This is a genomic window from Bosea beijingensis (assembly GCF_030758975.1).
Classification (GTDB): Bacteria; Pseudomonadota; Alphaproteobacteria; order Rhizobiales; family Beijerinckiaceae; genus Allobosea; species Allobosea beijingensis.
Genome location: NZ_CP132359.1, coordinates 2,040,154 through 2,053,168 on the forward strand (window position 1 = coordinate 2,040,154; position 13,015 = coordinate 2,053,168).

Sequence of the window (13,015 nt, forward strand, 5' to 3'; positions counted from 1 at the left end):
GCCGATCAGCGCGAAGCCGCGACGACCGGGCGCGCGGGCGCGGCCATGCCGACCATGGCATTGGCCATGTCGCGGGCGAGGCAGTCATAGCCCGCATCGCTCATATGGAAACCGTCGGTCCAGAGCGCGGCCTTGAAGGCCTCGGCATCGGAGCGATGCCATTCGCGCATCGCGTCGTAGCGCCCGAAGACCGGCACGGCCTCGCGGCGGGCGACCTCGCCGACGGCCTCGACATACTGGCCGTAGCGCTGCGGATCGCGCACCGAGGGGAAGAACTGCGGATCGAGAATGGTCAGCGCCGGGCCGGAATCGCGGACGAGCGCGATGCCTTCGCCGATCATTGCCTTGAAGGCGTCGAGATCGCCGCCCCTGACGGCATCGTTGGTGCCGACCTGCCAGATCACCAGGTCGTAGGGACGCGCGGCCAGCGCCGACTTCAGGCGCGCGAGCGTCTGCGGGGCGGTTTCGCCGCCGATGCCGGCATTCACGATCTCGACCTGCGAGTTCGGCCAGGACTTGGCGAGCAGCGCCTGGAGACGGGCGGGATAGGTCTTGTCCTTGGCGCTGGCGCCGACGCCTTCGGTCGAGGACGAGCCGATCGCGAGTATCGTCAGCGCCTTGCCCTGCGAGACCTTGGTGGAAAGCGGCGCAAGCCCGGCGTTCGAGCGCACGATCGGCGTCTCGCGGCAGGAGAAGCTCGCCGCTTGTGCGGGAGCTCCGACCGAAAACGTGGCAGCGATGACAGGCAAGGCAAAGGCAAGAAACCGCATCGCAGCGCGCATCGGCATGGCTCTCCCAGCTACTGCGCTGCCGTTAAGGTTTGCTTCATGAACGGTATCTGAACGATGCGCTGCAACACGAACGAACCAGCAGGGTGTGGCGCGGGAGCGACAGCATGAACCGCTTCGCCTGGCTGCTCGATCGGCTCGCTTATGAACCGCGGCGCAATGCCAAGATCGCGCTGATTGCCAATTACCTGCGCACCACGCCCGATCCCGATCGCGGCTATGCGCTGGCGGCGATGACCGGCGGCCTCGTATTCCGTAACGCCAAGGCCGGGCTGATCCGCACCATGATCGCCGAGCGCACCGACCCGGTGCTCTTCGCACTGTCCTATGACTATGTCGGCGATCTCTCGGAGACGGTCGCGCTGATATGGCCGGCCCGGCACGGCGCCAACGCGGTGCCGCATCTGCCGGAGGTGGTCGAAAGCCTCCGAGAGGCCGGCAAGACCGATCTGCCGCGTCTCGTCGCCGGCTGGCTCGATGCGCTCGACGAGACCGGTCGCTGGGCCCTGCTCAAGCTCATCACCGGGGCCTTGCGCATCGGCGTCTCGGCGCGGCTCGCCAAGACGGCGGCCGCCAGCCTCGGTGGCGTACCACCCGACGAGGTCGAGCAGGTTTGGCATGGGCTGGAGCCGCCCTATGCCGAGCTTTTCGCCTGGCTGGAGGGCAGGGGCGCCCGGCCCGAGGCGCGTGATCCCGCGCCGTTCCGCCCGGTCATGCTTTCGCATCCGATCGAGGACGACGATTTCGACAAGCTCGACCCGGCCGAATTCTCTGCCGAATGGAAATGGGACGGCATCCGCGTCCAGGCGGTGAGCGGCCGCAAGGCCGACGGCACTCGCGTGACCCGGCTCTATTCCCGTACCGGCGAGGATATCGCCGGCGCCTTTCCCGATCTCGTCGAGGAACTGACGATCGACGGCGCGCTCGACGGCGAGTTGCTGGTGATGCGCGAAAGTGCCGTCCAGAGCTTCAACACCCTCCAGCAGCGGCTCAACCGCAAGACCGTCACGGCGAAGATGCTGGGCGAGTTCCCCGCTCATATCCGCGTGTACGACCTGCTCGTCGACGGCGAGGAGGATATCCGGAACCTGCCGTTGGAGGAGCGGCGCCAGCGGCTTGAAGCCTTTCTCTCGCGCCTCGCCAGCATCCGCTTCGATCTCTCACCAGTCATTCCCTTCGCCTCATGGGACGAACTGACGGCGGCCCGCGCCGATCCGGCCGGGGCCGGGGCGGACGCCGATGCGGAAGCGGTCGAAGGCTGCATGATCAAGCGTCGTGATTCGCCTTATTTGCCCGGCCGCCCCAAGGGCTATTGGTGGAAATGGAAGCGCGATGCCCGGCTCGTCGACTGCGTGCTGATGTATGCCCAGCGCGGCCATGGCAAACGCTCCTCCTTCTATTCCGACTATACCTTCGGCGTCTGGCGTGTGGGCGAGGATGGCGGGCAGGAACTGGTGCCGGTCGGCAAGGCCTATTTCGGCTTCACCGACGAGGAACTGATCGAGATCGACAAATATGTCCGCAAGAACACGCTGAATCGCTTCGGCCCGGTGCGCGAGGTCACGCATGAGGCTGGGTCCGGCCTCGTCTTTGAAGTCGCCTTCGAGGGCTTGCAGCGCTCGACGCGGCATAAATCCGGTCTGGCCATGCGTTTTCCCCGGATCAACCGTATCCGCTGGGACAAGCCGCCGCGTGAGGCCGACCATATCGAAGTGCTCGAAGCGCTGTTGCCGACCAATGGTTGAAGCGGAATGGGTTGCAGCCTTGCGCTTGCAGTGCTTGTGATGCGCGGCCGGCCTGAGGCAAAATGTCCGGGTCGGACGAATGCACCGGCCCGAAGCGGGACACGCGTTATCGGGCGGGGGACGGTGCAGGCTTTAAGGAGTGGGGCGATGAGCAAGCAGCCTTCGACGCGGATCGTCATCGCGGACGATCATCCGCTGTTTCGCGGCGCGCTGCGTCAGGCGGTGTCGAGCGCGCTCGGCGGCGCCGAGGTCAGCGAGGTCGGCTCGCTCGAGGCTTTGACCGAGGCTCTGGCCAGCGGCGGCGATGCCGATCTCGTCCTGCTCGATTTGACCATGCCGGGCGTGCAGGGTTTTTCCGGTCTGCTCTTCCTGCGCGCCGACCATCCTGAAATCCCGGTCATCGTCGTCTCCGCCAATGATGATCCGGCGGTGATTCGCCGCTGTATCGAGTTCGGCGCGCTCGGCTTCCTGCCCAAGACCGCGGACGTCGCGCAGATGGGCGAGGCGATCCGCGTCGTGCTCGACGGCGGCGTCTGGACGCCGCCCGGCGTCGATCTCTCCGCCCCGGTCGATGCCGAGATCGCCGACATGGTCCGCCGCATGTCGACGCTGACGCCGCAGCAGGTGCGTGTGCTGATGATGCTGTCGGAGGGACTTCTCAACAAGCAGATCGCCTATGAGCTCGGCGTCTCCGAGGCGACGGTGAAGGCCCATGTCTCGGCGATCCTGACCAAGCTCGATGTCGACAGCCGCACGCAGGCCGTAATCGCCGCCTCGAAGATCGCTGGCACCGCCTGGGCTACGGCGGGCGCCTCCGCGACCGCCTGAAGCTATCCGTTCAGTCCCCGTTCAAGCGCGGCCTGTTTCAGGGTAAGACAGCGCGGAAGCGCCCCGGATCGTCATGGGGCGCAACAGGATGACGATTGCTTCCATGGAACGGTTTCTCGGCGGCTCGCCTCTCAGCGTCCTCGTCCGCCTGATCTTCATCTCGCTTCTGGTCGGCGCGGCCATGGCCTTTCTCGGCCTCTCACCGCATAGCCTCTACGAGGCCGCCGCGCGCTTCCTGCGCTCGATCACCGGGCTCGGCTTCGGCGCAGTGCGCGAGCTCGGCCAATGGGTCATCGCCGGCGCGCTGATCGTCGTGCCGCTCTGGCTGCTGATGCGGCTCTTCGCGGCGCGGAAGTAAGCCTCAGAGCCTTTCGCCGCGCGCGATCGCAGCCGCATCACGCCCGATCAGGGCGGTCAGGCGCGTGAGGCCGGCGCGCCGTGCCCGCGTAGCGAGGCCGGTTTTGATCTCCTTGGCGAGCCCAGGCCCCTTGAACACCATCGCCGAGTAGAACTGCACCAGCGTCGCGCCGGCGCGGATCTTGGCGAAGGCGGTCTCAGCCGAATCGACGCCACCGACGCCGATCAGCGGGAACTGCCCTTCGACCCGCAGGAAGGCCTCGGCCAGGATGCGGGTCGAGGCGGTGAAGAGCGGCTTGCCGGAAAGCCCGCCGGTCTCAGCCCTGCTGGCACTGCGCAGGCTGTCCGGGCGCGCGATCGTGGTGTTCGAAACGATCAGCCCGTCGATATTGCGCTTGCGCGCGACGGCGATCATGCCGTCGAGCTCGGGCAGGGTCAGGTCCGGCGCGATCTTGATCAGGATCGGCGTGCGTTGGCCAACGGTCGCGACCTCATCCCGCGCCGCGAGCGTGCGCGCCACGAGGTCGTCGAGCGCGCTTTCCGCCTGCAGGTCGCGCAGACCTGGCGTGTTCGGCGAGGAGACATTGATCGTCAGGAAGTCGGCGAGAGGGGCGAGACGGCGCGCCAGCGTCGCATAATCGGCGGCGCGGTCTGCCGATTCCTTGTTGGCGCCGAGATTGACGCCGACGAGCCCATTGCGGCGCAGGCGGGCCTGCAGCCGTTTCGCCACCGCCTCCATGCCCTCGCTGTTGAGGCCGTAGCGATTGATGACGGCCTCGTCCTCCAGCAAGCGGAAGACGCGGGGGCGGGGGTTGCCGGGTTGCGGCAGCGGCGTCACGCCACCGACCTCGACGAAGCCGAAGCCGAGCCCCAGCGCGCCGTCGATCGCCTCCGCATTCTTGTCGAAGCCGGCGGCGAGACCGACCGGATTGGAGAAGGACAGCCCGAACGCCTCCGTCGCGAGCACGGGATCGTCGGCGCCCGGCTTGAGGGCGGGTGCCGTGGCAAGTGCCGTGACTGACAGGCGATGCGCCGTTTCCGCATCCATGCGGTGGATCAGCGGCCGGGCGAGGTTGAACAGGCCACCGATCATGCGAGCGTCTCCGGTAGGGTGTGGCTGCCGTCGCCCTTCAGCGGCATGGGGGCGATCCAGCGGATCACCTTTGGATCGAGCGGGGCATGGAGATGCGGGAACAGGGCGCCGCCGCGCGACGGCTCGTAGCGCAGGGCCGAACCGAGGCGCTCATCGTCGATGGCAATGAGCAGGAGCCCGTCCTGTCCGGCGAAATGCTTTGCCGCGGTCTCGGCGACCTGGGTGCCCGTGGAGAAATGAATGAAGCCGTCGGCGTGATCGACGGGAGCGCCGTCGAAACGGCCCTTGGCCTCGGCTTCCGACCAGAGCGCGGCGGGGCATATCTTGTAGATCAGGGGCACCGGAACTCTCGCGCGGACATGTCGATCATCGGCTTAATCACTGGCAGGAGGATTCCGCAAGCCGTTGTCTGATTGCGGCGAGATTCGGATTGAAATCTTATCGGATAGGGGATATTTCCTATCTTCAATCCCCGCCCCACGGCAAGAGCGAAGCGAGGCCTGCGCGATGCTGTCACATGACCAGATCTGGGGGGCGATCGATACGCTCGCCCAGCGCTACGGCTTCACCGCTTCGGGCCTGGCGCGCAAGGCCGGGCTCGATGCCACCACCTTCAATCGCTCGAAGCGCGTCGCCCCCGACGGGCGCGAGCGCTGGCCCTCGACCGAATCGATTTCAAAGATCCTGGTCGCGACCGGCGCCTCCTTCGACGAGTTCATGAGCGTGGTACTGCGGCGCGAGCCGGCCCCGGCCCGCACGATTCCCTTGATCGGCTTCGCCCAGGCCGGCTCGGGCGGCTTCTTCGACGATGGCGGCTTTCCGGTCGGCACGGGCTGGGAGGAGGTCGCATTTCCCGGCGTCGCCGACGAGAAGGCCTATGCGCTGGAAATCTCCGGCGATTCGATGCTGCCGCTCTACCGTGACGGCGACACCATCATCGTCTCGCCGACCGCGACGGTCCGGCGTGGCGACCGGGTCGTGGTCAAGACGGTGGAGGGCGAGGTGCTCGCCAAGCAGCTCAAGCGCCAGACGGCCAAGACGGTCGAGCTCGCCTCGCTCAACCCCGAGCATGCCGACCGCGTGCTGAACAATGCCGAGATCGCCTTCATGGCGCGCGTGATCTGGGCGAGCCAGTAGGCGCCGCCTATCAGTGCCCGTTGGCGCGCCGCGCCGGCAGCATCACCGCGAAGACCGCGCCCTTGACCGAAGGCTCCAGCGCGATCGAGCCGCCATGGAGCCGGACCAGCTCGGCCGCGACGGCGAGCCCGAGCCCGGTCCCGCCCGGCGTCACCGAGCCGCGAAAAGCCTGGAACAGGTTGGCACGCGCCCGCTCCGGCACACCAGGGCCGTTGTCGATGATGCGCAGCGCCACCGAGCCGTTCTCCGGCCCGGCCGTGACCGTCAGTACTGGCAGGTCGCCGGGTTCTGCCCCCGCCCGTGTCAGCGCCTGGATCGCATTGCGCATCAGGTTGGTCAGCACGCGCGCCATCTGGTCGGGGTCGCAGGGCGCCGACAATTCGGGCGGCACCCGATTCTCGAAGCGCGGCTGCTTGCCTTCGCCGAGGCCGAGCATCTCCGCCTGCTCGGCGACGAGCTGGCGCAAGGGTACGTCGCGGATCGCGGGGGTCGCCTCGGCGGCGCGGCCATAGGCGAGGGTGGCCTGGCAGAAATCGATAGCGCGCCCCAGCGTCGCGATCAGGCGTGGCGCGAAGCGGCGGATCTTGGCGTCGCGGGTCTCGATCAACTGGTCGGACATGAGCTGTGCCGCAGCCAGCATGTTGCGCAGGTCGTGATTGATCTTGGAGACGGCGAGGCCGAGCTCGGCGAGATGTTTCTTGGTGCGCAATTCGTCGGCGAGCGTCGCTTCCATGCGTGCGAGTGCGCGTTCCGCCTCGCCGATCTCGTCGGCTCGCAACGAAGGCTCGATGATCCGCCGGGGGTTTTCCGGATCGGCCTCGAACTCCATGACATTCGCCGCCAGATGCCGGATCGGCCCGATGATCAGCGCATTGAGCGCGATGTAGACGGCGAGCGCGGTGAGGCCCGTGAGCAGCAGCGAGATCAGCAGCAGGCTCCAGGAGAATTTCAGCATCGCCCGGCGCAGCGGGGCCTCGTCGATGACGATCTCGACGAAATCGGCCCCGCCGACGGCCTCGCCGACCACGCGGATCGGCATGGTCGCAGGTGAGACGAGCACGGCGAGCGCCTCTTCGATCGCGTTCATCCAGCTCAGGTTGCGCAGGTCGATCGAACGCGAAACCTCCGGCGGCGGCATCGAATCGAGGCTGAGCAGGCGCCGTGCTCCACCGACGCGGGCCGCGATCGCACGCGCGCCCACGCCCATCAGCAAGCGATTCTCGCTGCCCTCGGGCAGGCCGTCTTCAGGCGCTCCTTCCAGGACCAGCGCCGCGACCTGCGCGGCGGCGATCCGGTCATTCAGCCAGTTGCGCCGGAAATTTGCGATGGAGGGCAGATAGATCAGCACCTCCGCCAGCATGACGAAGAGCACGGTGACGAGCAGCAGCTTGGCCGAGAGGCCGAGGCGCGTGAGGCCACGCGGCTGGCTGACCGACAGGGCTGGCTTGGGAGCATGCATCGTCGGCGATCTTAGCCGAAACGCCGCAGAAAGCCGATGAGGCGGCGTAAGCCCGGCCGCGTGGTCAATGTCGCGTGGAACGCGAGCGCGGCGCGGCGCGAGGCATCGGAGCGCGCGGCGGCGGGCAGCGGCATGCCGGCGACATCGCTGACGCCGAGCCCCGCCCGCATCGCGATGCACCAGGGTGCGATCGACTCGCCAGCCGCGTCGCCGACGATGGTGATGCCGAGGATACGGCCTTTGCGATCGACGATCGCCTTGACGAAGCCCTCGGTCTCTCCCTCGGCCCGCGCGGCGGCATTCTCGGAGAAGGGCCAGCGCAGCACGCGGATCTGCCCGGCCGCTTTGCGGGCCTCCGCCTCCGAAAGTCCGATCGAGGCGACCTGTGGCTGGCTCCAGGCGACGCGCGGCTCGCTTCGCGGCTCGATCTTCACCGGCTGGCGGAACAGGATGCCGCGCAGCAGAAGCCCGACATGGTCGTCGCCGGCGCGATCGGAAGGAGCGGTTGCCGCGCCGCCGGCGCAGGCTCCCAGGGCGTAGACGCGGCGATTGCTCGTCCGCAGGCTCCGATCGACGATGATCCCGGAGGCGTCATGGCGGATGCCGCCGAGATCGAGGTCGAGCTGCTCGATCGCGGGTCGACGCGGGCCGCAGAGGATGAGATGCGATCCCTCGACCGTCGCCTCGCCGGAAGGCGCTGCGACGACGAGTCGAAGGCCGGAGCGCGCACGCTCCGCCCGCAGCGGCTCGCCCTTCTCGTGAAGCTCCAGCCCGTCGCGCAGCAGCCGGCGCCGCAGGATCGCCGCGGCTTCGTCGTCATGGCCCGCTATCAAGTCCTCAGACGCGATCAGCGTCGCGGCGCAGCCGAGGCGGCGCAGGGCCTGGGCCAGCGCGGCGCCCGCGCCGCCGAGGATGATCGGCCGCTCCGGCAAGCGGGTCAGGCCGGCGAGATCGGCTGCAGAGAGAACGGGCACCGAATCGAACCCCGGTATTGCGGGCAGAACGACCTGCGCGCCGGTGGCGATGACGAAGCGGCGCGCCTTGACCGGCTGTCCCGCGACGGTGACCGTGCTGCGGCTGGTGAAGCGGCCTTCGCCGTGAAGAACGGTGATGCCGAGCGTGGCCAATCGCTCGACCGCGTGATTGGCACGGTCGCCCGCCAGTGCGCGCTGGACATGATCGTGGATAGCGGCCGGGTGCGGCTGTGGCTCCGCTGCCGAGAGGCCGAGGCGCCCGGCATCGCGCAGCGCCTGCGCGCGCGCTCCGATCTCGATCAGCGCGCGGGCGGTGAGCGGGCCGATGTCCCCGCCGGTAGCGTCCCGCTCGATCAGGACCACGGGAACGCCGAAGGCCGCTGCGGCGATCGCCAGCGCGATGCCGTTCTGGCCCGCGCCGATGACGCAGATATCGGGTGTCAACGCGGCTGGTTTCGCCGCCTTGGCCGTGCCGTCGCTCACCGGATGTCCCGTTTCGCTGTCGTCCCTGATCGCTGATGCGTTGCCGGGCCGGCGGAATCAAGGCCGTTGCGCAGCCGCTTCCGAATTAAAGCGACACGCAGGCCTGCTCAGGCAACGCTGCGATTGCCGCTGCCGTTGCGGCTCTTGATGCTGGCCAGCGCTTCCGGACGGCCGAACAGGAAGCCCTGGGCGCGATGGGCGCCCAGTAATTGTACGGCGATGCGCTGCTGCTCGGTCTCGATGCCCTCGACCACGACGTTCATCTGGAGTCGGCGTGCGAGCTGGCAGACAGCTTCGATGACGGCCTTGGAGGCCTCGTTGGTATGGACCTCGCGCGCGAAGCTCTGGTCGATCTTCACCTGTGCGAAGGGATAGGTCGAGAGATAGGCGAGCGAGGAATAGCCGGTGCCGAAATCGTCGAGCGCGAAGGTCACGCCCAGCGCGCGCAACTCGTCGAGCACCGAGAGCGCCAGCTTGTCGTCCTCGATCAGCAGCGATTCCGTGACTTCGAGCATCAGGCGCCGCGATTCGAGCTGCGAGGCGAGGAGAGCGTCCTTGACCGTCTCGACGATCCGGCGCGGCTCGCGGAACTGCAGGGGCGAGACGTTGACGGAGACGCCGATGCCCGGCTCCCAGCTCGCGGCGTCGCGGCAGGCCTGGCGGATCGCCCAGTCGCCCATGCCGGCGATCAGGCCGGATTGCTCGGCGATCGGGATGAAGACGCCCGGCGGAACCATGCCGCGGGTGGGGTGGCGCCAGCGCATCAGCGCCTCGCGCGACACGACCTTCTGGGTCTTGAGGTCGATGATCGGCTGATAGTAGAGCTCGAGCGAGCCGTCGGTGCAGGCCTTGCGAAGATCGACCTCGATCTCGTGCCGCTCCATCATCTCCTCGGCCATGGCCGGGTTGAAGAACATCAGCATGTTCCGGCCGGCGGACTTCGCCTTGTAGAGCGCCGTGTCGGCATGGCGCAGCAGGTCGGCCGGATTGGCGCCGTCGAGCGGCGCCATGGCGATGCCGATGCTGGCGGTCACGTAGACGGTCTTGCCGTCGACATCGAAGGCCCGCGCCATCACGTCGATCATGCGCTGGGCGATGGCGGTGACGACGAGATGGTCCGCGGAGGGCAGGATCAGCAGGAACTCGTCGCCGCCGAAACGGGCGAGCATGTCGTTGCTGCGGATCGCGCTGCGCAGGCGGCTCGCGGTCTCCATCAGCACATGGTCGCCGATATCGTGGCCCAGGCTGTCATTGACCTGCTTGAAGCCGTCGAGATCGAGATAGAGCAGCGCGAAACCGTCGCCCGTGCGCTCGAGCTTGGCGAAGGTTTCGGCGATCTGCGTGGTGTATTCGAAACGGTTCGCCAGCCCGGTCAGTTCGTCGAAGCGCGCCATCTGCTCGATGCGTGCCTCCGTCGCCTTGCGCTCGGTGGCATCCTCCGTGAGCATCAGGATACCGCCCTCGGCCGCAGGCGCGAGCGTGACGACGAGGACGAGCCCGCCGCGCGTCACCAGTTCGCGGCTGGTGGCCTGCTGGGTCGCCTGGACTTCCGACAGCGCCGCGCGGATGTCGCGCAACTGCTCCTGGCTGATAACCTGCCGCTCGACCAGGAAGCGCGCGATCGCCGTCAAGGGCGTGCCGGGCAGGGCGAGCGTCTCGGGCAGGCCGTAGAGCGTGCTGTGCGGCGCGTTGCTGACGGCGAGCTTGAGGCTGCGGTCGAACATCGCCAGCCCGTCGATCATCGTGTTGAGCGCTGCGTCGAGCGTCAGGTTCTGCGAATGCAGGGCGGAGGCGAGCGCCTTGGACTGCTTGTTGGCGTCGCTCAGCGCGAGCAGGTTCCGGTGCAGCGAGTTTGTGATCGCGATATTGGCCGCCACGTAGAGGAAGGCGAAATAGCCGATATAGCGGTAATAGGGGTTATGAGCGCCGATCAGGCCGATCGCCATCGGGATGCAGAAGGTCAGGAGCTGCACCGCGACGAATTTCGGCCGTCCGGCATTGCGCGCGACATAGCCCGAGGCCAGCGCGATGGTCGAGGCGACCGAGGTGATATGCGCGGCGGGGTCGTCCGTCTGGACCAGCGCGACATAGCAGCTATAGCCGAGAACGGCGCTGAACAACGTCGCGCCGATGAAATAGTCGCGGTCCCAACGGCGGGTCTGCGCGTAGCTGTCCTGGGCGTGGTTGCGCCGGCGATAGGCGATCACCGTCATGATGCGCAGGATGACGATGAGCGTCACCAGGATGGTGAGGCTCATGAAGATGTCCATGCCGGTGGAGACCCAGCACAGGAACGGCGTCAAGATGCCCGCGATTCCGCCGGGGATGATCGAGGCCGGCGATGAGAACAGCGAACTGACCAGCAGCGTATAGCCGGTCAGGTCGATATCCTCGCCCTGCTCGCGTCCGCCAGCCGTCGTCGGTCGCTTGAGCGCGCCTGCCATCTACTCCTGCCTTTGCCGCCCCACACGGCGCAATGCGCGACATCCACACGTCGCGCATCATGCCAGAGCGTTGTACGAGAGCAGAGGTAAATGCTTCGTGTGGTTTTCCGGGGGCGGTGGACAGAGCGGCGAGCGACCCGCCGCCCGTCAGACCGGCGCGAGGTGGCGTTGGTAGACGCGCGCCAGCATCCGGTCCTGCGTCTGGGCGATGCGCTGCAGCTTCGAGATCGCGCTCGGGCTCAGGCGCAGCATGCAATTCGTCCAGATTTCGCCGAGATGGCCGAGTTCTTCGCGCAGATCGCCATGGCGGCGGTTGAAGGCCGAGAACAGCGCTGTCTTGGCGGCGTGGACCGGCAGGGAGTCGGCGCAGTACTTGCGGATCCAGTCCTCGCCCGTGCCGGTCGGGACCACCGCTTCGAGTCCGCCCGCCGCCATGAAGTCCTGCGCGCTCATCTCCTCGCCGGAGAGCAGCATCTGCTCGGCCGCGCGCTGGCCCATGCGCCGCGACAGGATTGCCACCGCCGTGATCGGGAAGTGGTTGAACTTGATCTCCGGGTAGACGAACGAGGCCTGTTCCTCGGCGATCATCACATTGCATGAGCGCGGCGCGTCGATGCCGCCGCCGATCGCCTTGGCGTGGATCGTCGAGAGCGTCACCACCAGCCCGCTGAGGCCGCCGGAGTTCAAGATCGCCCCTTCCGCCGAGAGCCTTGCATATTCCGTCAGCGCGGCGCGGTCGTTCTTGGCCAGGCAGTCCAGATAGAAATCGAGATCGCCGCCGAGCGTGAAGAACGGGCCCGTGCCCCGGAAGGCGAGGAAGCGCACCGGCGCGCGGTGATACTGGTCCGGCGCGCCCCAGAGCGCCACGATCGCGCTCTGGATCTTCACCAGGCTGTCCAGCAACTGCAGCGTGAAGACAGGCTTCAGCTCCGGCCGGATCGTGACCCACAGCGTCTTGATATCCGGCTCATAGGCGATCTCCACCTCCGGCAGGAAGCCTGCCTTGTAGCGGATCGCATCGATGACTTCGCAACTCTCCAGCAGGGTCGGCGCGAGGCCCCCGGCTCCCAACTTCAAGGACTGCAACATGACGCTACCCCACAAACTCCTTGATGCCGGCAGCGTAAACGAGCTTAACAAAGTGTAAACGAAATCCCGCGGAAATGGTTAATAGCATTAAGGTTTTTTGCCTTACCAAGCGTCAGGTCTGACGCTTGCCAACGTCCGGACTGCCGGCAAGGCAAGAGCCGCACCGCGGCTGTCGGAGTGAAAATTTCGCGGAGAGGCTGTGACCGGGAAACAAGTGGAAAGCGGCAGCGGTCTGAGAGGGAAGGATCATTCCCGCGCTCCGAGGCAGGGTCCGGGGCTGGCCTGCTCCGGCACGATTTCGCCCTGCCGTGGGCAGGGGCCGCGCCGCCATCGTCATGCTTGTCCGGCGGCGGCTCAGGGTCTAACGATACCGCCGCGAATTCGCCGCGTTCCCGCGTTCAAACACCCCACACCGAGCTGACATCGTGACCCGCCAGACAGCCGAGGACGAGAAGCAGGCGCGCCTTGCCGCCGCGCTCCGCGAGAACCTGAAGCGCCGCAAGGCCCAGGCTCGCGCTCGCCGTTCGGACGAAGCGCAAGCGCGTGAGCCGGCGCCGCCCACTCAGGCCGACAACTCCCGGACCTGAACTCCCTTATTCTCCCACGCGCCGCCGGCCC

The 13,015-nt window shown here is 67.4% G+C and carries 12 protein-coding genes; 5 read left to right on the top strand and 7 right to left on the bottom strand.

The features are described from left to right. Positions 1-5 precede the first annotated feature (5 nt). Positions 6-788, bottom strand: coding sequence for an SGNH/GDSL hydrolase family protein (locus Q9235_RS09855; protein ID WP_306226729.1), 783 nt, complete (start codon positions 786-788; stop codon positions 6-8). A 107-nt stretch (positions 789-895) separates the two neighbouring features. On the opposite strand from Q9235_RS09855, the gene Q9235_RS09860 reads away from it, so the two are divergent. The 3 genes from Q9235_RS09860 (at position 896) to Q9235_RS09870 (ending at position 3,719) form a co-directional block, all read left to right on the top strand. Next, a complete protein-coding gene (locus Q9235_RS09860) occupies positions 896-2,533 on the top strand; it encodes a cisplatin damage response ATP-dependent DNA ligase (RefSeq protein ID WP_306226730.1) in 1,638 nt (545 codons plus the stop codon). Between the two features lie 147 nt (positions 2,534-2,680). Beyond that, positions 2,681-3,361 carry a response regulator transcription factor gene (locus tag Q9235_RS09865; protein WP_306226732.1) on the top strand — a complete coding sequence of 227 codons (681 nt, stop codon included), beginning with the start codon at positions 2,681-2,683 and terminating at the stop codon, positions 3,359-3,361. Between the two features lie 103 nt (positions 3,362-3,464). Further along, complete coding sequence (locus Q9235_RS09870; protein ID WP_306226733.1) at positions 3,465-3,719, top strand: DUF6460 domain-containing protein; 255 nt, start codon at positions 3,465-3,467, stop codon at positions 3,717-3,719. Positions 3,720-3,722: 3 nt separating this feature from the next. Here Q9235_RS09870 and Q9235_RS09875 read toward each other — a convergent pair whose 3' ends face one another. Then, complete coding sequence (locus tag Q9235_RS09875) at positions 3,723-4,811, bottom strand: quinone-dependent dihydroorotate dehydrogenase (RefSeq protein ID WP_306226736.1); 1,089 nt, start codon at positions 4,809-4,811, stop codon at positions 3,723-3,725. Then, a complete protein-coding gene (locus Q9235_RS09880) occupies positions 4,808-5,152 on the bottom strand; it encodes a DUF952 domain-containing protein (protein WP_306226738.1) in 345 nt (114 codons plus the stop codon). Before Q9235_RS09880 ends, Q9235_RS09875 begins: the two co-directional genes overlap by 4 nt. 166 nt (positions 5,153-5,318) lie before the next feature. On the opposite strand from Q9235_RS09880, the gene Q9235_RS09885 reads away from it, so the two are divergent. After that, positions 5,319-5,948: a S24 family peptidase gene (locus Q9235_RS09885; protein WP_199089264.1), complete on the top strand. Its 630-nt coding sequence runs from the start codon at positions 5,319-5,321 to the stop codon at positions 5,946-5,948. Positions 5,949-5,958: 10 nt separating this feature from the next. Here the strand turns inward: Q9235_RS09885 and Q9235_RS09890 are convergent, their stop codons facing one another. From Q9235_RS09890 to Q9235_RS09905, 4 genes are all read right to left on the bottom strand, one after another. Beyond that, positions 5,959-7,407 carry a sensor histidine kinase gene (locus tag Q9235_RS09890; protein WP_306226741.1) on the bottom strand — a complete coding sequence of 483 codons (1,449 nt, stop codon included), beginning with the start codon at positions 7,405-7,407 and terminating at the stop codon, positions 5,959-5,961. A gap of 11 nt (positions 7,408-7,418) precedes the next feature. Beyond that, entirely contained in the window at positions 7,419-8,864 is a 1,446-nt protein-coding gene (locus tag Q9235_RS09895) for an FAD-dependent oxidoreductase (protein WP_306226744.1), read from the bottom strand. A 107-nt stretch (positions 8,865-8,971) separates the two neighbouring features. Further along, a complete protein-coding gene (locus Q9235_RS09900; protein WP_306226747.1) occupies positions 8,972-11,308 on the bottom strand; it encodes a putative bifunctional diguanylate cyclase/phosphodiesterase in 2,337 nt (778 codons plus the stop codon). A 147-nt stretch (positions 11,309-11,455) separates the two neighbouring features. Further along, positions 11,456-12,397, bottom strand: a complete 942-nt coding sequence (locus Q9235_RS09905; RefSeq protein ID WP_306226751.1) for an enoyl-CoA hydratase-related protein — start codon at positions 12,395-12,397, stop codon at positions 11,456-11,458. 425 nt (positions 12,398-12,822) lie between these two features. On the opposite strand from Q9235_RS09905, the gene Q9235_RS09910 reads away from it, so the two are divergent. Continuing rightward, positions 12,823-12,984 carry a hypothetical protein gene (locus Q9235_RS09910; protein WP_306226754.1) on the top strand — a complete coding sequence of 54 codons (162 nt, stop codon included), beginning with the start codon at positions 12,823-12,825 and terminating at the stop codon, positions 12,982-12,984. Positions 12,985-13,015 lie beyond the last annotated feature (31 nt).

Coding starts and splice junctions, on each gene's coding strand:
- Q9235_RS09855 (WP_306226729.1), bottom strand. CDS start 788: ATGCCGATGCGCGCTGCGATGCGGTTTCTTGCCTTTGCCTTGCCTGTC.
- Q9235_RS09860 (WP_306226730.1), top strand. CDS start 896: ATGAACCGCTTCGCCTGGCTGCTCGATCGGCTCGCTTATGAACCGCGG.
- Q9235_RS09865 (WP_306226732.1), top strand. CDS start 2,681: ATGAGCAAGCAGCCTTCGACGCGGATCGTCATCGCGGACGATCATCCG.
- Q9235_RS09870 (WP_306226733.1), top strand. CDS start 3,465: ATGGAACGGTTTCTCGGCGGCTCGCCTCTCAGCGTCCTCGTCCGCCTG.
- Q9235_RS09875 (WP_306226736.1), bottom strand. CDS start 4,811: ATGATCGGTGGCCTGTTCAACCTCGCCCGGCCGCTGATCCACCGCATG.
- Q9235_RS09885 (WP_199089264.1), top strand. CDS start 5,319: ATGCTGTCACATGACCAGATCTGGGGGGCGATCGATACGCTCGCCCAG.
- Q9235_RS09890 (WP_306226741.1), bottom strand. CDS start 7,407: ATGCATGCTCCCAAGCCAGCCCTGTCGGTCAGCCAGCCGCGTGGCCTC.
- Q9235_RS09900 (WP_306226747.1), bottom strand. CDS start 11,308: ATGGCAGGCGCGCTCAAGCGACCGACGACGGCTGGCGGACGCGAGCAG.
- Q9235_RS09905 (WP_306226751.1), bottom strand. CDS start 12,397: ATGTTGCAGTCCTTGAAGTTGGGAGCCGGGGGCCTCGCGCCGACCCTG.